The organism is Anaerocolumna sp. MB42-C2 (assembly GCF_030913705.1).
Taxonomy (GTDB): Bacteria; Bacillota; Clostridia; order Lachnospirales; family Lachnospiraceae; genus Anaerocolumna.
Map to the genome: position 1 here is coordinate 2,717,140 of NZ_CP133190.1, position 21,113 is coordinate 2,738,252.

Annotated in this window: 18 protein-coding genes; 10 read left to right on the forward strand and 8 right to left on the reverse strand. The window is 39.3% G+C overall.

Annotated features, from left to right (window positions below; all coding sequences use genetic code 11):
* Positions 1-1,374 precede the first annotated feature (1,374 nt).
* Together RBU59_RS11860 and RBU59_RS11865 are read right to left on the reverse strand one after the other, a co-directional pair.
* Positions 1,375-1,506: a hypothetical protein gene (locus tag RBU59_RS11860; RefSeq protein ID WP_308148075.1), complete on the reverse strand. Its 132-nt coding sequence runs from the start codon at positions 1,504-1,506 to the stop codon at positions 1,375-1,377.
* A gap of 155 nt (positions 1,507-1,661) precedes the next feature.
* Positions 1,662-1,895, reverse strand: a complete 234-nt coding sequence (locus RBU59_RS11865; protein ID WP_308148076.1) for a hypothetical protein — start codon at positions 1,893-1,895, stop codon at positions 1,662-1,664.
* A gap of 1,235 nt (positions 1,896-3,130) precedes the next feature.
* Here RBU59_RS11865 and RBU59_RS11870 point away from each other — a divergent pair.
* The 10 genes from RBU59_RS11870 (at position 3,131) to tnpC (ending at position 12,072) form a co-directional block, all read left to right on the forward strand.
* Positions 3,131-4,282 (forward strand): hypothetical protein, encoded by a 1,152-nt coding sequence (locus tag RBU59_RS11870; RefSeq protein ID WP_308148077.1) that lies wholly within the window; start codon positions 3,131-3,133, stop codon positions 4,280-4,282.
* A 1,035-nt stretch (positions 4,283-5,317) separates the two neighbouring features.
* The gene (gene tnpA / locus RBU59_RS11875) at positions 5,318-5,725 is read left to right on the forward strand and encodes an IS66 family insertion sequence element accessory protein TnpA (protein ID WP_308148078.1); all 408 of its coding nucleotides are present in this window, start codon (positions 5,318-5,320) and stop codon (positions 5,723-5,725) included.
* Positions 5,715-5,942: an IS66 family insertion sequence element accessory protein TnpB gene (tnpB, locus tag RBU59_RS11880; protein WP_308148079.1), complete on the forward strand. Its 228-nt coding sequence runs from the start codon at positions 5,715-5,717 to the stop codon at positions 5,940-5,942. The genes tnpA and tnpB (RBU59_RS11880) overlap by 11 nt, the downstream gene beginning before the upstream one ends.
* A gap of 94 nt (positions 5,943-6,036) precedes the next feature.
* Complete coding sequence (locus tag RBU59_RS11885; protein ID WP_308148080.1) at positions 6,037-7,392, forward strand: hypothetical protein; 1,356 nt, start codon at positions 6,037-6,039, stop codon at positions 7,390-7,392.
* 31 nt (positions 7,393-7,423) lie between these two features.
* The gene (locus tag RBU59_RS11890) at positions 7,424-7,969 is read left to right on the forward strand and encodes a tyrosine-type recombinase/integrase (RefSeq protein WP_308148081.1); all 546 of its coding nucleotides are present in this window, start codon (positions 7,424-7,426) and stop codon (positions 7,967-7,969) included.
* Positions 7,966-8,940: a tyrosine-type recombinase/integrase gene (locus RBU59_RS11895; RefSeq protein WP_308148082.1), complete on the forward strand. Its 975-nt coding sequence runs from the start codon at positions 7,966-7,968 to the stop codon at positions 8,938-8,940. The genes RBU59_RS11890 and RBU59_RS11895 overlap by 4 nt, the downstream gene beginning before the upstream one ends.
* On the forward strand, positions 8,937-9,971 hold the full coding sequence (locus RBU59_RS11900; protein WP_308148083.1) for a tyrosine-type recombinase/integrase: 1,035 nt from the start codon (positions 8,937-8,939) through the stop codon (positions 9,969-9,971). Before RBU59_RS11895 ends, RBU59_RS11900 begins: the two co-directional genes overlap by 4 nt.
* Before the next feature lie 139 nt (positions 9,972-10,110).
* Entirely contained in the window at positions 10,111-10,266 is a 156-nt protein-coding gene (tnpB, locus tag RBU59_RS28780; RefSeq protein WP_442871711.1) for an IS66 family insertion sequence element accessory protein TnpB, read from the forward strand.
* Complete coding sequence (locus RBU59_RS11905) at positions 10,197-10,388, forward strand: hypothetical protein (protein WP_308148084.1); 192 nt, start codon at positions 10,197-10,199, stop codon at positions 10,386-10,388. The genes tnpB (RBU59_RS28780) and RBU59_RS11905 overlap by 70 nt, the downstream gene beginning before the upstream one ends.
* A gap of 19 nt (positions 10,389-10,407) precedes the next feature.
* A complete protein-coding gene (tnpC, locus tag RBU59_RS11910; RefSeq protein ID WP_308148085.1) occupies positions 10,408-12,072 on the forward strand; it encodes an IS66 family transposase in 1,665 nt (554 codons plus the stop codon).
* 154 nt (positions 12,073-12,226) lie between these two features.
* Here tnpC and RBU59_RS11915 read toward each other — a convergent pair whose 3' ends face one another.
* The 6 genes from RBU59_RS11915 to RBU59_RS11940 are packed head-to-tail and all read right to left on the reverse strand — an operon-like array spanning position 12,227 to position 21,112.
* The gene (locus RBU59_RS11915; protein ID WP_308148086.1) at positions 12,227-13,201 is read right to left on the reverse strand and encodes an NAD-dependent epimerase/dehydratase family protein; all 975 of its coding nucleotides are present in this window, start codon (positions 13,199-13,201) and stop codon (positions 12,227-12,229) included.
* Entirely contained in the window at positions 13,198-14,295 is a 1,098-nt protein-coding gene (gene wecB, locus RBU59_RS11920) for a non-hydrolyzing UDP-N-acetylglucosamine 2-epimerase (protein ID WP_308148087.1), read from the reverse strand. The genes RBU59_RS11915 and wecB overlap by 4 nt, the downstream gene beginning before the upstream one ends.
* Before the next feature lie 6 nt (positions 14,296-14,301).
* Positions 14,302-15,489 (reverse strand): radical SAM protein, encoded by a 1,188-nt coding sequence (locus RBU59_RS11925; RefSeq protein WP_308148088.1) that lies wholly within the window; start codon positions 15,487-15,489, stop codon positions 14,302-14,304.
* Complete coding sequence (locus RBU59_RS11930) at positions 15,490-16,509, reverse strand: polysaccharide pyruvyl transferase family protein (RefSeq protein ID WP_308148089.1); 1,020 nt, start codon at positions 16,507-16,509, stop codon at positions 15,490-15,492.
* On the reverse strand, positions 16,506-17,597 hold the full coding sequence (locus RBU59_RS11935) for a Coenzyme F420 hydrogenase/dehydrogenase, beta subunit C-terminal domain (protein WP_308148090.1): 1,092 nt from the start codon (positions 17,595-17,597) through the stop codon (positions 16,506-16,508). The genes RBU59_RS11930 and RBU59_RS11935 overlap by 4 nt, the downstream gene beginning before the upstream one ends.
* A complete protein-coding gene (locus RBU59_RS11940; protein WP_308148091.1) occupies positions 17,594-21,112 on the reverse strand; it encodes a methyltransferase domain-containing protein in 3,519 nt (1,172 codons plus the stop codon). The genes RBU59_RS11935 and RBU59_RS11940 overlap by 4 nt, the downstream gene beginning before the upstream one ends.
* Position 21,113: the final 1 nt, after the last annotated feature.

Consider the following 21,113-nt stretch of genomic DNA (forward strand, 5'->3'; position numbering starts at 1 on the left):
TTTCTGAAAATTATTTGTAGAATAATTCGACACTATAATTGCAATTTTTATAATTTTATGTCAAATTTTGTATGCATTATTGACATAATTTTGTGGTGAAAATTGTCGTTTTACCAATATTGTATAATAGATTATGTCGTGATATACTTAACGTATAGAAAATTTCTATGAAATCTATTTTTTCTATATGGGTTGGATGTATGGCACTAAATTGACGAAAATGGATAACTGGTTCTTTCATAAACCAATTACGCTATTATCAAATTGCATTCAGTTCTCTGTACTTTCTACCAGGAGATTTTAGAGCTATGACTCTAAAATCTCCTATCTATTTGTAATTGCTTTTATTTGACTTCTTATTACCTTTAAAAATGGTATAACCTCCTTATCAAATATTTCGGTAATAATTAATATTTCTAAACAATAAATGATCTAAAATTGGAACTATCATTAATAGTAAGCTACAAAATCCATAATAAATTGATAATTACCGGGTTTTTCCCGGTATTAGAAATCCTGCAAATTTCATTTTAATCCACAAAGATTATCTTTAATAACAGTTTGCCATTCTTCAGATGCGACTATGACATATGAATCTATTACACCCGACTCTGCAATTGATTCCGGTATCACCCGAAAGGATAACTGCATAATTCATTTTAAACCCCACTTTTTTTCTGTTCGCCTGAGCATCTTTGTCAACTAAATGCATTGTTGCCTCACCTTTCTTAAAATATCAACATAAGGTTTATCTTTTCCAAAAAGTACTGTCGTTCCAAGCACAAAACCTTCCCCCCTTTGGAGCATATGTCTGTTATTTATCCAATCCACATGCTCCATTTATATAAACTTCTATATCACGATATTCTCTTACTTCCAGGAACTTGTCTAGCTTCTGACCTATGTACGGAAATATGCCTGACCGGCATTCCAGGATTAACACTCATAACTAACACTCGCTTTTGCCAAAAAAAGAAGTCCATTTACAAACTCAAAAGAAATACCAGGATTTACTGCAATTCCTGGTATAATCCCAGCATTAATAATTGTCTGTAGAGTTGTTGATGATTAATATTTTTCTTCCGGATGCACATAAATAGCATCAACACCTGCACCAATAAATTCTTTTATATAGCTCATTTGACGCTTAATGCTGGTCTATTAAAATACTTTACATTCAATACTCTCATATTTCTTTAATTCTAGTACCAACTGACACATCTTGATTGCTTCCGGCCTTGTTCAAAAACTAATAAAACTCTCATAATCATCTTATGCCTTAAGCGTTTTAATTGATATATATGAAATACTGAAATTACCCTTTAATTCCAATAATTCTGCATTTCAAAATCATATTCCCATATGGTAAAATATTTACTTAATCATACGCCATAGATCCTGTTTCATATACAAACAGCCTGCTACTCCTATTTCTTTAACCGAATCTGCATTTCGTTCTTCTTTTGGAGCTATATTGGACAATTTATCTATTAACTGTTCACGCAATTCCAACCTAAGGCATTATAATAACCCTGTTGATAAATAACATAATATTCTTTTTCAACCTTCATTATATCAATCTGCATTAATTCCTGCAAGTTCGAAGTGTTTTTTTGTTTTTTCGTGCTCTTCTTTTCTAACCTCATAACCGTTAACACGATCTATATATCATTCTCAAATTTAATAATTTTAGTATATAGAGAATCAGTATTTTCATTTTCATCTGGAATTTTACCTAAAGTATTAACGTTACGTGCCTCAATATCCATTTCAAATAAACTGTTAAGATTCCCTGGTATAAACAAAATTCTCTTATTTTCGTAAGTACAATCATTTAAATATACAGTTTTGTTTTCTTTATTAGGTGTTTCAAGCAGCACCTGTTTATTTTGCATTATTATAGGTTTTCCTTGTACTCCACATAAATACTCTAATGAACTATCATTTCCATAATACATATCTGTATATGTAAGTGCTCTATATAACAGTGCGTTACCATTACAGATACCAACTATGAAGCCGAAAATCCCTCGAAATCAAGAGGTTTCTCTGTAGTCTACTATTTTTTAAGCCATAAACTTTCCCGATTATGTGAGTTACAAACAATCATTTTTTGCACTCGCTTTATAATTAATTTCCGTGTTCGAATAAATAGTTGACAAGTTCGGAATAAAAAGTTTCCCTGTTAAAAAATCTGAAAATTCAAATTTATTTGTTTACTATTCTGAAATTTCATGATACAATAAGATAGATTAATTATAATTAAAACGCTTGACAAACTGCCGTTTGTGGTTAAAATATACGAATGGCACAGCCTTATATAACAGAAAGTTGGTAAGAGTATGGCGAAAGCGAAAAATATGAAAGGGATACGGCTTTGAAAGCTTATTGAGTCCGTTCCGTTTTCGATATTTTCAGATTTGGGTTAGAGTGCCCATTTTGCGAATAAGAATTTGACTACGCTCATACTAGAATTACTCGGTGAGAAAATGTCGAACTCAATCGGTGCGATTACCAACGTTGTCTCGCAGGATTACAAGAAACTAACAGGCGCAAGAGAAACATCGCTGACTTAAGGTGCTTAACCGAGAACGGCCATGTGGTTATTTTGGAGATGCAGTTTTGGCATGACGAGGCAATGGTCGAGCGACTCAGGATTTGCAAAGCTTATCAATCGCTATGACACCGTTGTAACCGACTCGGACTTTCTCAAGGCGTACGGAAGTTGGTACACAAGCACGATGCGCGAAGAAAGCAGAATGGCAGGTGCTTATAATAACGGTTATGGGACTTCCACCGTCGAAAGATGTGATAATCGAAAAGCAAGCGGAGGAACTCGCCGAACTTCGCGCCTGCCCCGCAAAATACGAATCCCAACAATGACTCGCAAAATTGATGACGCAGGGTGTATTACTGCTCTACGTTACCAAATACAAAAAAATAGCAAAACAGCATCAAAATGTGCTAACTTTGTGACTACTTTATAAATAACACAGAAAATATTGCTTTTCAACATTTAACGACAATATCGCAATAATAGGCAACTTCATTCCATATCCCAAACGTAGGGCTTAAACGTTCTGTGTATTTTGGAGTAAAACGAAATTTAAAGAAAAGAAAGTGACTATCAATGAGAAAATTCCAACGAGAACAAATCCTCGAATTATTACAAACGCTCCGCGAGGCAAACCTTGAACTAAAAAAGCAGACTTCGCCGGAAGTGGCTAAGTCGCTCTTTGGCGATGTTAAAGAATTCACCACATCGGTTGTCGCGTTCATAGATACCAACGCCGGCGTGAGAACGCAAGCGGCGGAACTGTTGTTGACATATTCCAAGACGATTGCTTCCGCGCTTGTCGCAGATAATCCGAACGAATTTTTGTCACAACTGCAAAGACAACTCCCACCTATTGAAGCGGCAGTTAGGAAACTCAAAGTTGATAAGATTGAAATTGCATTCTTTCCATATAATCTTTCAATGTGGGACAGTCTTGAAAGTATCTATTTTGCCGCAAAATCCGACCCAAACTGCGATGTTTACTGCGTTCCCATTCCTTGGTTTGAGCGAGACAAAAATGGCAGAATTATCAATGCACATTTTGACGGCGACCAATATCCGAAAAATATTGAAATTTCTGACTGGCAAAAATATGATGTCGAGGCTCGTCATCCCGATGTGATTTTTATCCATAATCCATATGATGCAGGTAACTATGTCACCACAGTTCACCCGGATTTTTACAGCAAACGACTGCGGAATTTAACGGATTTGCTCGTATATGTACCATATTTTGTTACTGGCGAAACCATTCCCGAACACTTCGCAAGTTGTAACGCTTGCCTTTATGCACACAAAGTAATCGTAGAGAACGAAAAAGTACTCAAAACATATATTTCTGCGTACAAGAAAGAAGTCGGTAATCATTTCGGCAAGCCCGAGGAAAAGTTCGTCTCACTCGGCTCACCGAAATATGATGCTATGGCGCATACTGCGGAGGAATATGAACTTTCGCAAGAATGGCATAACGTACTCTACAATGCGGACGGTAGCAAGAAAAAAGTAGTTTTTTACAACACGAGCATTTCCGCCGCTTTAACGGACTCCGAAACCTATCTAGACAAACTCCGCTCCGTCATCGAAACATTCAAGCACCTTGACGATTCCGTCTTATGGTGGAGACCACACCCGCTTTTATCGGCGACATTCAAATCAATGCGACCTAAATTGTCGGTGGAGTATGAGCAGATTGTATCGGATTACAAGCAGTATTGTCAGCAATAAACTAAAGGCGCGTATCCTTTCAACCACGCACCTTGCTCTAATTACCGCCAGTTCAACACCCCCCACCATAACCTCGCTGCCGTCCTTGAACCTGAACACGAGCCGTCCGTCATCGTAAACTATGACGATGTCCATCGTAGCAATCCACAGCGTCATTTCGAACTGTGACAGTGGATTTTCGCAATTTTTGACCCACCACACAAACCTCGCGAGGCGTTCCCTTTGGGTTATTCTCTCACGCAATTCGCGATCAAGTGTGGCGAGTTTGCGTTGCCATTCGGAGAGTTTTTCGCTTACTTGCTGATATTTTTCTTTGTAGTCCGTCTGACATTGTGCCGTGCGAGCATTCATATAAATTATCTTTAAGTTAGTTTTCAATTTTGACATTCATTCTTTGAGCCTCGATTATGTCACTTTGAAACTTGCTGTCGCTGATCAAAAACTTGATTGTGCTTTCAAATCTGCTATCAGCGTCCCCCTGTTTTTAAGCAGTTTCGATAGATCAAGTAACATCCGATCGTTCCTTGATAGAACCACGTTCTTTCTTCCGTGTTGTTTTGGGCAGTAATGAATACTTATCCTGCCGTCATATCATATCGATTAATAAAGTATGAAGTCTTTCATACTCTCTCAAATAATACAGAGACCTTGAATATCAACCGGCTTATGGTTTTGTACCCGCCGTCTGCCTGCATAATCGCATAATCCGCGTGTTTTCAGAGGCATCCGTTCAAATATATATATCCCTCATAATTGGTATCTCCTTATTCTGTTAATATCCCGTAGTGTACGAGTTCCAAATGCTCCATGATGAACCTTCGTTCGCCTTAGCGTTTACAATCATCCACTTGGCGATTTTGTTATGCTTGTCGTCACGCAAAGAGATGACGGTGTTCTTTTGGACTTTCTTGACATCGCCGTAACTGGTACATAACCTGTCCCTTTTTTCAAACCTCTTTTTATGACATGATTAAGCTATAAATTTATGTGTTAGGTTGTACAACCTAATGCGACTTAATCAGGAGGTTTACACACATGAATGCTCAATCGTTGAAACACCAGCTTTCATTGCAAAAATGGACGGGAATCGTTAAGGCGCGTTCCCAGTCTGGACTTAAGGTGATTGATTTCTGCCGGCAAGAAGGAATCAGTAAAGATGCCTATTACTACTGGCTGAGCCAGATCCGCAAAACAGCAATCGAATCTATGCAGGCAGAGACAACAGATGTGGCTAAACTCGTTAAACTTGTGCCACCTGTTCCAACTACAGTTGGAGCAATTTCGCCTGTTTGCAGTCAGACAAAGGATTTCCGAATCAGTTCCGAGTCTTCCTTTGTCCCACAGCTGACCATCCAGTTTGGAAGTGTAAATGTCTCTGTCAGTGAACATACTTCAAAAGAGCTGCTCTCCTCAGTCATGGAGGTAATCCTGCATGCTCAATGATGCATCCGGTTTTAAAAACATCTATATCGCACCCGGCTGCACAGACTTAAGACGTGGCATTGATGGGCTGGCTGCTATTATAAAGAACCAGTTTGATCTTAACCCTTATGAGATAGGAAACATCTATCTTTTCTGCGGTAAAAGAGCAGACCGAATGAAAGCGTTGGTTTACGAAGGGTTATCCGAAGATTTTTGTTATCCGCACACTTTTTCATAAATCCGTTTACAATCACAGCTGTTAACGGACATGATAGAAAAATATGCGGATAAAAATATATGGTGTTATTATCTTCTAAAAGGAGGTAAATACCATGAATCAATTTAAACAAAATGTTACTGCTGTTTTATCCCGCTTACGAGAGGTAAATTACACGGATAGAAATGTCCGAATGCATGAACTCTTTTACAAAAAATTGGGAGCGTACCTTGTACAGACAGGAACCCCCTATTCTTCAACATTGGGTGAGGTATATATCCAAAACCTGCTGGAATCTAAACGCAGACATTTATACTTTGAAAAAAGTGCTGTTGCAAAACTAGATGATATATACAAGTTCGGTGAAATAAAAGGAATTGATTTGAGTATTACCAGCTTGGGGCGAACAGCTTCACTTACACCTCAGTGGTTGGAGCAGGTAGCTGAATATTTGAAGAAAGTTTCAGCAGAGTATTCCGATTCACAACTTTACAACATAAAGCGCAGAATCATTCGTTTTCTTAAATATATGTATCAGCGAAACAAGAATGAGCCCGGAAGCTTTTCCTATGATGATATCCTAGCGTTCCATGAAAGTCTTTCTTATATGAAAGATGTTTCTCGTACAGTCGAAGAATCCTCTGTTAAAGGTTTTCTTGAATACCTTGGGAAAATAGGAATGATACATTTTGGACTATCTCTATATCTGGGTTCATTAGAAGCTGGATGCCAAAATATCTATGAGTTTCATCTGGAATTATGTATGACAGAGATAAAAACAGCTGGCACTGGTGAGAATAACCAAACTGTTTTTTCTGATATGTTACGTTGTGCTGCTACTGATATAGTTGAGATGCATCGGAGCAAAGGCTACGCAGAAGGATACATCGATATCTTGTTACGCGCTTCAAATATACTTTACTTGTTCTTTGATATCAATAGTTTCATTTTCAATCCGGAGGTAGCAAAAACATGGATTAAATCTGAAAATGTGCAGAAAAACTTAGGCAACAGTTCCAGCCAGTCAGTAAAGCGGATGATAGACTTATTGGAAGTGTATTTTTCCGGTAGAACAGTTAACCTCAAGGTTTCTCATATAAGGGGACTATCCGGGTTTAATTCTCTTCCTGAATGGTGCAGAATTCCACTTGATGCGTTTGCAAATGAACGACGCAAGGAAAAACTTGATGAAGATACAGTTTATAACTATATCTATTCATGTACTCGCTTCTGTAATTATCTTGTTTCAAATAAATTAGAGAGTTTTAGCAAAGTTAACGGTGATGTTATTACAGCATTTAATCTTTTTGATAAACATGATTCTAGAGAAGGTAAAAATAGTTGCAATCACAGAATTCGAAAGTTTTTGAAATTTCTTTTTAGAAAAGGGCTTGTTTCACAACCAATGCTTTACGCTGCTTTGGGTACGTCTGGCATGATAGACGAAAAAAAATATCATCATTCTAAATGATGAAGAAGTCGAATCCATCAGAGATTATGTTGTGAAAGCCAGTTCACCAATAGAGCTAAGAAACAGTGCAATGCTGCTTCTTGGTATTGAAATGGGAATGCGTGGTTGTGATATAGTTAAGCTTAAACTAAGAGATATCGATTGGAAAAATCAGACGGTACGATTTACTCAGGATAAGACAGATGTTGAAACAATCCTGCATATGCCTGCTGCTGTTGGCAATTCCATATATCGCTATATTAGGGATGTAAGACCAAAACAGACAGTAGATAATCATGTTTTTCTTCGAATAGGGGCACCTTATTGCTCTTTGACTCGAAATGCCTGTTATTCAGCACTGAAAAGAGCTGTGCCTTACCGAAGTGTTAAAGGATCTGGATTTCACGTTACTCGAAAGACCTTTGCAACATCCAGGCTGAAAGAAGGTGTTGAACCAGACAGAATCATGGATGCAATGGGACAACGAAATAGAAATAGCCTTACCCCGTATCTGTCACTTGATCCTGAAAGAATGCGGCTGTGTTCCCTAAGCCTTCAAAGTCTAGGCTTACTGTGGAGAGGCGGTGACTGGGTATGATAAAAAAAATATATTCCAGCGAACTATCAGTTTATATAAATGGCCTGATTGATGAAAAAAGGGCTCTCGGATATAAATATAATACAGAAGCCTATGTTCTTGCCAGATTTGATAGATACTGGGTGGAACAGGGATATACATCCCCAGAAATCACAATAGACAGACTGGAAAAATGGCTGTCTCCATCAAAAAAAGAAAGTGTTTCTTCCGTGAGTCAGAGGGTATATACGGTAAAACAGTTGGCATTATATATGAATGCCCGAAATATATCGGCATATATCCCTTTAAATAAAGAAAAACGTCACAAACCTGTAATTCATATCTTAGATTCAGGTGAAATAAAGGAGCTTTTTTCTGTCATAGATCAGTATAGACCAGCACGACCAACCGCAGAGACGTTAAGAATGGTTGCAGAATATAAGGTCATTTTCCGCCTTATACTTACTACTGGCTTACGACGCACTGAAGCTACATCCATTAGACTAGAGGATGTTGATGTGGAGTCAGGAAAGATTGGAATCCTTGGTGCAAAAGGTGCAAAAGATCGTACAGTTTACCTTGCGGATGATATGAAAAAAATGCTTGCGGAATATATCCAATCAATGGAGTCTATTATGGATGATTCTTTAGAATGGCTGTTTCCCGGTATAGATAAAAAGAATCATATTTCTTCTGGAGGCTTAGGTATAAAGTTTCATGATTTCTGGAAAAAAACAGGATGCAAGTCATCCAATGAAAAAAATCCAACGATACATTCCCTTCGGCATACCTATGTTGTGATGCGGATGAACGTCTGGATGGAACAAGGGATTGATTTCCGTATTATGATGCCATATCTTAGTAAAAGCTTGGGACACAAATCACCAAATGAGACGTATTATTACTATCATCAGGTAGCGGATGCGTTTCAGGTTATACAGAAGAAGGATACAATGGCATCAGCTGTAATACCGGAGGTGAGGGTCAGATGAGAAAAAAAGATAGAATTCTGTTTTTTTCTCTTACCAGAGATTTTCTGGAAATTTATCTGCCTCAGGATACTCCTAGTGAGAAAACGATAAAAACATACAGAGATGCATTAACAGTATTCAGACGATATATAAACGACGAAAAGGGATATTCTATTAAGAATTTCACATTTGCTCAATGTACATTCGACCTTGTATTGGATTACAGAAACTGGTTAGTTGATATAGAGAAAAAACAACGAAGCATCGTTAATAATCGAATCTCTGTCATAAAGGCTTACATTCGTTATGCTGCAGCCAAGGACATTACTTTACAACAGATATATCTGAACGTTTCTGATGTACCATTCTTGAGATTGCCAAAAAAGGTACAACCTATCATAGAAGATACGGAAATGCTGAAAGCACTTCTTGATTCACCTCCGAATACAAAGACAGGATGTCGGGATACAATGATACTGTCATTACTTTATGATACGATGATTAGAGCAGAGGAATTGCTACGACTTGATATTGGAGACCTTATACTGAATTCTGTAACTCCATATCTAATGATTCACGGAAAAGGTAATAAAGAAAGAATTGCACCAATTTCTAGAGAGGTATTGCCATTAATTAATGCATACATGCAGGAATATCATGAGATTGATCAAACTGAAGTTCTAACACCATTTATTTATACTTTTCAGTATGGTGAAATGCATCGTATGTCTGAAAGAAACCTGGAGAGAATCGTAAAAAAATATGCAGATATCATACGGAAAACCTATCCTGAACTTCCAAAATCTATATCGCCTCATACTTTCCGCAGGACGCGTGGTACTGGACTTTACAGGGATGGCGTTGCAATAGAGGCTATTGCAACAATTATGGGACATGCAAGCATACAGACTACAAAAGACCATTACGCATTCCCATCACTTGAGCAAAAGCGGGATGCAATAGAAAAAGGAAGTGGTTTTGTTGTGCTTAAAGAAGAAAAGGAATGGCCTGATAACGAGGATGAGTTAGCCAAACTTTGTGGAATTAGATAAAATTTTATCCGCATATTTTTCAAGAAGAAATGCTTTGAGAGAGATGCATAAACGAATTCATGAAAAGTGTGCGGATAACAAAAATCTTCGGATAAACCTTCTTTTCTGAATATTCGGAAAAGAAGGTGATGGTTTTGTCCTGGCATACAAGCGTCTTGCTGACGGTCGGTTCCTTTGGCCAAGGAATGAAGCAGAGGTACTTCATATCTCGGAACAACAGTACCGATGGCTGATGGATGGTCTGGCTATCGAACAGAAAAAGCGGATTCATACGGTAACACCTACTCTGATCTAAGAGTGGATTACATACAGTTTTATGGTACCCTGACAGCTGAATATGGGGACAAAAATATTGAAACAAAAGTGCTTCAAATACGTATAAACACTGGTAAAATCAACGTTTTTGTGGTACAATGAAGTCATGGAAAATACGTTGATGAACAGGGAAAAACTGAATAACGTACCGCATGAATTTCTGGTTGAAATGTATATGCAGCTGCAAAGATCATTCGACATCATAAACGATCAGTTGGAAACTGTCCAAGGTCAGAATACAGAACTTATGAAGCAGTTGAAAAACCTTCAGGATAAAGTAGATATCCTTACCGAATATCGTTTTGGCCGCAAATCAGAAAAGAATCTTTCTGATCCAGGTCAGCTTACGCTCAATCTTGAAACCGGTGAAGTCTTCAATGAAGCAGAACAGTTAGCGGATGAACATCCTCTTTCTGAAGAGCCGGACATCGAAGAAGTGATCGTCCGTCGGAGGAAAAGCAAAGGTAAGCGTGCCGAGGACATCAAGGATGTCGAGCGCATCGTGGAACCTACCATTACCATTCCTGACGAGGAGCTTGCTGTCCTCTTCCCATCCGGTTACCGGATGCTTCCGGATGAAGTATATACAGATCTTGAGTTTATTCCGGCTAAGTTTGTTGCTCATGAACATCATTATGCCGTATATGCAGGAAAAGGCGATAAGAGTCTTGTCGTACGTGCATCCAGGGACTACAAAGCACTGCGGATCCTTGACAACAGTCTTCTGACCAGTTCCTTGATGGCAGGCATTATTGATGACAAGTATGTGAACCATATGCCTGCGAACCGGATCCATGAAGATTTTCTCCGAAAAGGAGTCGAGATATCCAGGCAACGGTTGGCTCACTGGTGTATCTACATTGCAGAACGATATCTCTCCCATATGTATGAGCGAATGAAGCAGGAGCTTCGGAAAGCCAGGCTTCTTCATAGTGATGAGACACCATTTGTGCTCCGTCACCATGAAAATGAGGAGCAGCGTAGCAAGGATTACATGTGGGTATACCATACCGATCAGAAGTATGGATCACCATCCATCTATGTTTATGATTATCCACTGAATGGTTCAAGAAATGTTGATGCTATATCAAAATTTCTAGCTGGCTTTAACGGGATACTCGTCACGGATGGATATCAGGTATATCATTCCCTGGAGAAAAAGGATCCGGACCGCTTTACGGTGGCAGGCTGTTGGGTTCATGCAAGACGTAAGTTTGCCGAGTACCTGAAATCGAACAAAGCAAACGTCAGGGACACCATAGCATTGGAAGCAGTTCAAAGAATCTCATCCATATATGATGCAGATAAATCTGCAAAGGATAAGTCCGAGGAAGAACATTTACAACATCGAAAAGAGAAAGTAAAGCCTCTTGTAGATGCTTATTTTGCGTGGGTAAAAACCATTGCAACAAGCGGAAACATTGATAAAGGTAATGCCGTATACCGTGCATCATCCTATTCCATCAATCAGGAAAAGTTTCTTCGGGAGTTCTTAAACAATCCGATCATTCCACTTGATAACAACGATGCCGAGCGGAGTATCCGGAGCTTCTGTATCGGAAAACATAACTGGTATGTCATTGATACTCCAAAGGGAGCGACCAGCAGTGCCATGCTTTACAGTATTGCTGAAACAGCAAAGGCAAACAATCTAAAGACCTTTGAATACCTGAAATATCTTCTGGATCAACTGGTGTTTCATTCGAATGACAGATCCGATGATTACCTGGATGATCTTGTCCCGTGGTCAGATAAACTACCTGACAGCTGTAGGAAAACTAAATAAATAACTCAGCCGCCGCTTGGCGGCTTTTTTTGGAATGGTACATATGGTGAACCAGTTACACATCGCCGAACTTCATCATACCATGCCGTGGTGCTTTCAGTGGAATAGCTATTGCGGTATATGTCGTTACTTGTAACATTCCCCTTTGAATTGGTTAAATTTCTCCCCACTCGGAGAGCATTCGCTCATAGCAATCAATCAGTCCGTATTTCGGTTTCCATCCGAGTTTGCTGATTTTATCTATGTCCAGTTTATAGCCTGTCTCCGGTGCATAGCCTAATTTTACGGTATCGGGCGGTATGTCTATGATAATATTCACACCGTATTTGTCCGCCAAAAGTTCAGCCATATCTCGGATTGTCATACATGTTTCAGGGTTGGAAACATTATAAGCTTGCCCGTTTTCACCTTTCAAAAGCAAGGTAAACAGTGCGGTAACCGTGTCGGCGATGTAGCAGTAATTGCCGCGAGACTTGCCTTCCGTGTGCAGAATTATGTCAGTTTTGTTTTGAACTGATTTTGCGAATTGTGCAAAAACTCTCGTGTCGGTTTTAGGTGTTCCAGCACCGAAAGTCTGTGCAAGCCTTGCAATTTTAACAGGTACTTTGAACTGATAATGATACAAATTGCATAGCAACTCGCCGAGGCGTTTACTTTCGGGGTAGCAACTTCTCGGATTAGATAAATCAACAAACCCAAGCATATCCTCCGTAATCTCGCCATCAATTTGCCCGTAAACTTCCATTGACGACAAATTCACCACGCTTTTGCACCCGTAAATTCGGGCTAATTCAAGCACGTTGCGAGTGCCGTCAATTGACGTTTTTATGACTTCAAGCGGTTTGCTTACCATATTCGCGGAACTCGTAATCGCCGCACAGTGAAAAATATAGTCGGCGTGTTCGGTGATTTGGAGCGGCTGACAAATATCGCCGTGCGTTTTTCTCGTGTGGGCGATGATGTTTATATTGAGGTTATATTTCTCGTTCAGCGCAGTTAAAGCACGGACTATAGCACTGCCGATAAGCCCGCCTGAACCGGTTATGAGGACGGTTGAGTTGGCGAGGGTCTGCCAAAGCAACGGTACGCCCGTGATGTGTTCGTTGTCTTGATGAAGATAGTTTATCATAATGAATTCTCCAATATATCAGCAATCCGCTTACTTGCGTAACCATCGCCAAATGGATTAGCCGCCTTACTCATTTTTGTATATTCCTCGCTGCTTTCAAGTAACAGGTTGAAATTTTCGTAAATAGCATTTTCATCCGTCCCCACTAATTTCAGCGTTCCCGCTTCAATTCCCTCAGGGCGTTCCGTGGTAGTTCGCATTACAAGCACCGGTTTTCCGAAGTGCGGAGCTTCCTCTTGAATACCTCCGCTGTCGGTTAAAATCAGGTGCGAACGAGCGATAAAGTTATGGAAATCAAAAACATCAAGCGGTTCAATAAGGTGCAACCTATCGGAATTCCCGAATACTTCGTTCGCCGTTTCACGCACTGCTGGATTTAGGTGAATGGGATAAATCGCCTTAATATCAGGATGTTCGTCAAGCACACATTTAATTGCCCTGAACATATTTTTCATAGGCTCACCGAGGTTCTCCCGTCTGTGTGCCGTTATCAAAATCAGTCTGCTGTCACTTGCCCATTCAAGTTGCTCGTGGACATAATCGGCTCTAACGGTGTAGCGGAGAGCATCTATTCCCGTGTTACCTGTCACAAAAATGCTGTCGGGATTTTTGCTTTCTTTGATTAAATTTACTCTTGCCATTTCGGTCGGGGCGAAACTGAACTTTGAAACAATATCAATCGCTTGACGATTAAACTCCTCGGGATATGGAGAAGTAATATCATACGTCCGAAGTCCCGCCTCAATGTGTCCAATGGGAATTTGCAGATAAAAACAGGCAAGAGCAGAGGCAAACGCCGTCGTTGTGTCGCCGTGAACAAGAACCAGCGCGGGATTTATCGCTTTAAGCAACGACTTCATTTTGTCAAGAACACTTGACGTAATATCAAACAGCGTTTGCGCCGGTTTCATTAGAGCAAGGTCAAAATCAGGTACAATGTTAAACACTTTCAGCACTTGGTCGAGCATTTCACGGTGCTGTCCCGTAACGCAAACGAGCGTTTCAAAATCGGGGCGGGATTTTAACTCCAACACAAGCGGACACATTTTGATTGCTTCGGGACGTGTGCCGAAGATTACTAACACTTTGGACATATATATTTACTCCAGTTCACAATATTTTTTATAGGTTACAGACTCTCTTAATTGCTTCCCAACGGGAATTTTGTCAAAATCATATTGTGCTTGACTTGCGCCGTTGCACCACGAACAGCCTTGCGGAACGACTACTCCGCTTAAATAATCTCGGAGCAACTGACGATTGCAATGCATTTCAGAAAAATCCACACTGTTGGTAACATTAATTGGAATATGTCCTAGTTCTCTTTCGGCGGCAAGAAAACTACATATATAGAATTTTGAACCTTTCAGTTGGACACAAAAATGACATTCGGCACGCTTTTTCGCGCCATCCTCATGCTTTTCAGATATTGCGCGGATTCTGCTCCAATGCGGATGTTTTAATACTCTATGCTTAATACTGTTGCTTTTTAACAAATCAACCAATTCAACCAGTTTACACGAAGCATCACCATAATCAGATATATCTACTTCAACATCGGTTTCTTTCATCACTCTCACAACATCGCTTTTAGGAATTAACGTACCATTAGTAATCAGCACGGGGCGTCTGCCAAATTGCTCTTCGCGCACGCAATATAGAATTTTCGGTAAATCAGGGTGAATAAACGGCTCCCCTCCCCGTATCATCAGATAATCAACGTAGTCAATATATTTTTTTGCATTGCTTATTCCTTTTTTTATTATTTCAAAAGGGACATCCGTCTGACGGACGAAATAGTGCATTAACGCCGCACAACCATCGCATTTGAGCGTGCACCTGTCTGTTATCATTAAGTCAATTGCATCAAAGCAGATTGCGTCCGCTCTTTTTGAAGTCTCTAAACCGGCTAAAAAACGGTTCGTATTAATTTCTCGTTGCCAAGAAAAATAAAACTCTTCCGGCTTAATTGCCATAAGCGACTCCAAGTCTATTCGTGTTGAGGCAATAATTTCGTCGTCCTTCGACATTAAATCCTCATATTTCGAAATTTCGGAAAACCCCAAACGTTCACATTCCATCATTATTTCCAGTTGGTGAACTTTATGACATATATAAACCTTGGCATTTTCACTCGCCTCATAAGGTTCAATAAGTATCCCTTTATACTCTTTGCCTTGCAACATTACGCTTTTGTCAAAAAAACGAACGTTCTCGCCACTCGCTATAAGTTTTTCTGCCAAATACACGGCTTTTAACGTAAATGGAGCAATTATATTAATTTTCATTTATGATTGTACCTCCAATTGATTTAGTAGCCAATTTTTAGAATCATTGATATGTTGTTGCAGTAAAAACGCCGGTTTGTCCCATTCAATATTATTGCGGAAATTAATAAAATTTGAATGGGTCACAAGACGCTCGTGTAATCCGATTTTATTTAGAAACGAATCTATTCTTTCTCCTGAATGTTTGTACATCACATTGAATTGCTTAGCAAAAATCGCAGAAAAAGAACATCCATGGAAGGACGAAACGAATACATATTCCGCATTCTTTATAAGAGAGACAAAATCAAACGGCGAAATATTCTTTTTTATTATTCTTCCACAAGATTCGCGAAGATAGCTATTGCCGTGAAGATCGATTAAATACACCGGCAACAAACTGCCATTATTACGCATAAATGTATCAATAATATCATACATTGTCGAAGATGCAAACTGCTGATTGTACACAAATACATATGGCTTATCGAGTTGCAAACTTTGTGCACAGAGACTTGACCAAGTTTGAGTATCAAGCAATAAGGTTGGATCGCAAGTGTGATGTATCGGGTTGCTATAATATGGTTGCAAAAAATCTTTCAATAAACTTTCACGCACAGCAATAGCGTCAAAGTTCTGTAACAACGCGGGCAAATCTAATAAATCTTTTTGCCGATATGCTTTCATATTCGCACTTGCGGAAAACGCAATATTCTTGCCACTTTCAAATACTTTTCCAAAATATGCTGTATCAAAGCCTTTAAATGTAGAAAAATCAAACGGATGCCATACCGTATCGCTTCCGTATATGATGATATCGTATTTATCATCGATGCCATATGGTTTAGGCATAATGTTTTCGCATATAAATTTTTCAAATACGGAATTTGTTGCAGGATATACACTTCTATGATAATCGGGAGCATAATCAATAACCGACACATCAAATCCTTTCTGTTGCAGAAACATTTTAAGTGCGTAACATTGAAGCAAAGCCCCGTAATTATGTGCAAAATGGAAAGTTACAATGCCAATTTTCATTTTGAGATATACTCCTTTATGAGTTTCAAAACAGATTCCCCTTTGCCGAATCTGTCATTAAATTCGCTCCGATATACTGACGGAGTCGGTTGATTGGTAATCATTGGAAGGTTTTTGCCTAACCATTCATCAGACAAGGTTACTTTCTTTTGCGTACAAAATGGTTTGCAATGTTCAAACAAGTCTTCTCCTCTTTGTGTATGAACAATCATCAAACTTGTTCCCCCGTCGTCAAATAAATCATCATCAAAATCTCGCACATTCCAGAAATCTGCAAGCGTGAAATCGCTTTTGTGCTTTTTCTCTCGAAATTTACACTGATAACAACATGAACGCGATATTAAATGGTAGGAACAAAATGCCATTACATAATTATCACTTCCAATGTTCGCATATTTATTTGCAAACTTAAATTCTTGTGCGAACATTGTCCAGGGCCTGGACTTTGTTCGCATATTTATTTTTTGTAATTTTGATCCATATTCTTTTTCCATTTCACGAACATAGTCCGCCCAATATAGCGGGGAAGTGATAGAGTTACACACAAAATCAACAGTATAAAGGTTATCGTGAACCCCAGTGATTTGCAATAAACCGGCCACTTGGCAGGGGCAACCTGAATACAACACAAGTTTGCCTTGTCCAAGCAGATTAATAATTTCAGTATATGCAGAAAGAGTATTGCTTTGGACATATTTTGATTGACGCAATTCCTTTAAATCCTCAGTTACCGCAACGCCGATGTGACGAACTTCAAAATCAGCCGTAAACGCCGCACCGAAAACAACTCCATTTCTGCGAATAACCTCCTCTGCAATCAGGCTAAATGCTCCACCCGTGCTAGACTGTTTCCGCACTTCCCAGTTATTGTGAATAACACCATAAAATGCACTCGGTTCTTCTTGCATTGGATACTCGTTCTTTAATAATGGACATACGTTTTTGCAAATTTCGCAATTTACACATTTACTTTCATCTACAACAGGATATAAAAACGCCTTGCGGTACTCCATTGAAATAGCACCATATGGGCATTTTATTTTGCATACCCCACAACCAGTACAAAGTTCGTCGCTAACTATTTTCATTTCATCACCTTTTGGTCAGAGAATTTTTCGCACAAGTACAAAACCCTTGTTGACTCAGAATTTTTCACTTGCAAAATTTTATATCTTTTGCAAAGTTCCGCCTCAAAATTATCCTTTGTGTACCAACCAAAGTCCGCATTTTTAAGCGCGAGTGAAACAACACTGTCTTCGCGTTCAATCCACTCAATAATAAGCCATTTTGTTGAAAACGACGCAAACTGTCCTATTATTTCTTTGAACGATAACTGTTGCGCAAACGCCAAATGGTGCATAACGGCAAGGGCAAGAACCATATCGCTTTTCATTCTTTTTATTGCGCTGTCACGCCAAGGAACAATTGCGGTGTTTCCAATAGGCGTGTCGCGGTAATAATCAGGCGTTGGAGTAATAAGGTTGAGATACACCGGATAAATATTCTTAATCCCATTGGTAGCAACCGTCTTGAAGACAAAATCCACACAGGCGTGGTCTAAATCGGCGACAATATAACGCTCAACCTCGTTTTTGAGAGCAAAGCCATACCAGCCCATATTTCCCGCCAAATCTATAATAGTTTTAGGGCTGACACTGCGAACCATTTCGATTACGGCGTTTTGCTTTTCTGAGAGTTTTTCACTTTCACCTGTGTCATATAATTCGTTTTGATAGCCATTCCAACCTGTTTGGAACATTTCGCCCAAATCTATGCTTTTAATATATTCACTTAGAACATCGCAACATTTTTGTATTTCCCCATCAACCGAATATTGATTACACTCGGAAAACACTTTATTAAACAGAGCAACTTTCTCTGTGGATAAATACGCCGAAACATCCTTAAATGACAGTTTTTGTTCAGCATTGTTAAGATACAAATATGCCTTTTCACGCAAGTTCTCTGACATCATCAGCAAAATAACGAAGTGGTCGTTAATAAATTCTTGCAGATAAAACCAAGGCATTTTACCAATACGAACCGCATCAAAATCAAAGAACACAAATTTGCCGTTATTGAATGTCGCGTTAAATGCGTGACCGTCTAAGCAACAGAGCCCGTTTTTATCTAATTCCGCAAAAAAGTCGAGCATAAACAAAGTATAATCATAAAACATCTGCGGTGACCATTCTACGCAATATGTGACCATCGGCAAAAACTCATGTTTGAAACAAAGCGGATAGCCGTCTGCGATTTTTTTATCTGAAATTTCAGTCGGAACTAAATATTTATTAAACAATCCGCCAGACGCACAGTGTGAAAATACATCTTTGTATTCGTCAGACAAATCATTTGCTATTAAGCGGTACACGCAGTTTTCGGTTCTATCGACAACAAGCCTATTTTTGGCAACGGTTTTCACCATTTCCATATTAGATGACAGATGTAAAACCCCTGATGTATCCCCGAAATTCGTATATCCGCCCAAGAATATCTTACTCCATTCAAAGAAATCAACTTCATAATCATAACCGTATTCCGCAAGTTGCTCTTTTATTTGCGGAAAAAATTTATATCCAACAGTAACGATTACTTTGCATTTGCTTTTATCGCCCGAACGCAATATTTCAGGGGAACTGATTGTAATTCCGCCTAAACTGCCGCCCCACAGTTTGCTGTTGTTATCAACAATGCCGTCAATTTTCATATCCGAACGCTCGGCGTAATACAGCGCGTTTCGGCAATCCGCACCGGCTCCGAAAAATATAGTCTTTTTGCCGTTATCATTTTTCCCTCTTTTTGCGCCTTTCCATATTACAAACAAGTCATCACGCTCGTCATCGCTTTTTTGATGCAACTCGCTTGAAGAAACATCATCGCAGTATTCTTTTAATAATTCTTCTAAAACATTCCTGTCAGGCCATCTTTCCCAAGGCGGTGTATCAAGTCTGCCCCAACCGGACAACTGCTTATCAATGATAATTATTTTACCGCCAAACTTGCACACACGGGCAAGTTCCCTGATAGCCGCACGTAAATTCGGCGAATGTTCTATACATTCAACCGTGTAAATCACATCGAACAAGTCATTTCCAAACGGCAAAAACTCAATATCGCCGACAGTTGTATTAATCGTATCAGGAACATAAGAAAGCATTCCGCTTGAAATATCAACACCCTGCAAATCACATTCCGGATATTCCTCTTGAATACGTTTCAGTATCCTGCCTTTGCCGCAACCTACTTCTAATACGCTGTCGCCGTCTTTAATTTCGCTGATAACCTTTGTAACTTCGGCATTATCTTTTTCGATTGTATCAGGCGCAACAAGCGAAAACTCATTGTCAAAATGAGACTTTATCATCAATTTATAGGCGTCAAGATAAAACTTAACAGCCCAAGACAATTCGCGGTCGGGATAATATTCCGCTCCGTCACCAACACTACCTAAAAATCCTCCATTATTTTCCATAGCGGATTCTAAATATTTCATTATACGGTTTGCAGGTTCATACTTTTCGAGTTTGTAAAGGCAAATCGCAATTTGTGAACAGCCCGTTAAGCACACCCAATCCACACCCTCAAACGCCGGAATAGAACCGTCCTCTTTTTGAGAAGCGAGCAGTTTATCAATAATCTCTGTCACGGCATCAGTATAGCCCATATCAATAAGTCCGTCAATTTGATATGCGAGGAAATGCGTTAATGTTTTAATCGAGCAAACATCCGGGGCGGACAAATAGGTTTTAACCGCATTATGAACCTGCTCTATTTTGCCATTGTCATTTGTCAACTTCGCAAAATCAAGCATTGCGGGCAAGGCGAACAGCATTATTGTTTCTGGGATAATTTTGTCGTCCTCGTAACTTTTCATGAAAATGCCGCCGTTACTTTCAAGGGCGTTGAAAAGATATTTTGCCGCCCTGCACTGTATGCCGTAGTATTTGTTGGTAACTTTATAAATGGCGTTAAGGCCGCGTAAGGCCTGCGCGGTGTCGAACAAATACGGGCGTTCTGACCCTGCGGCGTTAAAGGAGCCGTCATTATTGATAATGGAATTCAAGAATTTAACCATATTTTCGGCTTGTTCTTTGAACCCATATTGGAGCATAGTCGGAATAATATATCCAGTCACTTCCGGATATTCATATTCACAACCACGATATACCGAAACGCCGCCGTTTGCCTGCTGATTCTCCAAAATCCAAGTTAAAGCTTTTTCAACGGAACTGGCGTTCGGGAACTTGAACGGTGGTATTTTGTAATGTGATTTGAACAGAAAGTAAGACGCAAAATTGTTAAACCCAAGTTCACTAAGTTGTGATGAAACCTCGCTGAAAAAGTTACAAGAAATCAATATCAAATAAATATTCTTGTCAATTTCGCTCGGCGAAACAATTTTAATGCCACCGATAGTTTCGCCGTAACGATTGGGGTTATTGTCGGCAATACAAGCTATTTCAATCCCGTTTTCAAGCAGAAACTTTACCGCTTCCTGACCAATTTGCCCTGCACCAAATAAGGCGATTCTCTTTCCGGCAGACTCGTTTTCGAGTTTGCTTATAAGCGACAGAATTTGTTTTTTTGGTAATAACGACATT

What these genes read in the sequence shown, in the direction of transcription:
- RBU59_RS11865 (WP_308148076.1), bottom strand. Translation starts at nt 1,895, where the DNA reads ATGCAAAATAAACAGGTGCTGCTTGAAACACCTAATAAAGAAAACAAA.
- RBU59_RS11870 (WP_308148077.1), top strand. Translation starts at nt 3,131, where the DNA reads ATGAGAAAATTCCAACGAGAACAAATCCTCGAATTATTACAAACGCTC.
- tnpA (WP_308148078.1), top strand. Translation starts at nt 5,318, where the DNA reads ATGAATGCTCAATCGTTGAAACACCAGCTTTCATTGCAAAAATGGACG.
- tnpB (WP_308148079.1), top strand. Translation starts at nt 5,715, where the DNA reads ATGCTCAATGATGCATCCGGTTTTAAAAACATCTATATCGCACCCGGC.
- RBU59_RS11885 (WP_308148080.1), top strand. Translation starts at nt 6,037, where the DNA reads ATGAATCAATTTAAACAAAATGTTACTGCTGTTTTATCCCGCTTACGA.
- RBU59_RS11895 (WP_308148082.1), top strand. Translation starts at nt 7,966, where the DNA reads ATGATAAAAAAAATATATTCCAGCGAACTATCAGTTTATATAAATGGC.
- RBU59_RS11900 (WP_308148083.1), top strand. Translation starts at nt 8,937, where the DNA reads ATGAGAAAAAAAGATAGAATTCTGTTTTTTTCTCTTACCAGAGATTTT.
- RBU59_RS11905 (WP_308148084.1), top strand. Translation starts at nt 10,197, where the DNA reads ATGGCTGATGGATGGTCTGGCTATCGAACAGAAAAAGCGGATTCATAC.
- tnpC (WP_308148085.1), top strand. Translation starts at nt 10,408, where the DNA reads ATGAACAGGGAAAAACTGAATAACGTACCGCATGAATTTCTGGTTGAA.
- RBU59_RS11915 (WP_308148086.1), bottom strand. Translation starts at nt 13,201, where the DNA reads ATGATAAACTATCTTCATCAAGACAACGAACACATCACGGGCGTACCG.
- wecB (WP_308148087.1), bottom strand. Translation starts at nt 14,295, where the DNA reads ATGTCCAAAGTGTTAGTAATCTTCGGCACACGTCCCGAAGCAATCAAA.
- RBU59_RS11925 (WP_308148088.1), bottom strand. Translation starts at nt 15,489, where the DNA reads ATGAAAATTAATATAATTGCTCCATTTACGTTAAAAGCCGTGTATTTG.
- RBU59_RS11930 (WP_308148089.1), bottom strand. Translation starts at nt 16,509, where the DNA reads ATGAAAATTGGCATTGTAACTTTCCATTTTGCACATAATTACGGGGCT.
- RBU59_RS11935 (WP_308148090.1), bottom strand. Translation starts at nt 17,597, where the DNA reads ATGAAAATAGTTAGCGACGAACTTTGTACTGGTTGTGGGGTATGCAAA.
- RBU59_RS11940 (WP_308148091.1), bottom strand. Translation starts at nt 21,112, where the DNA reads ATGTCGTTATTACCAAAAAAACAAATTCTGTCGCTTATAAGCAAACTC.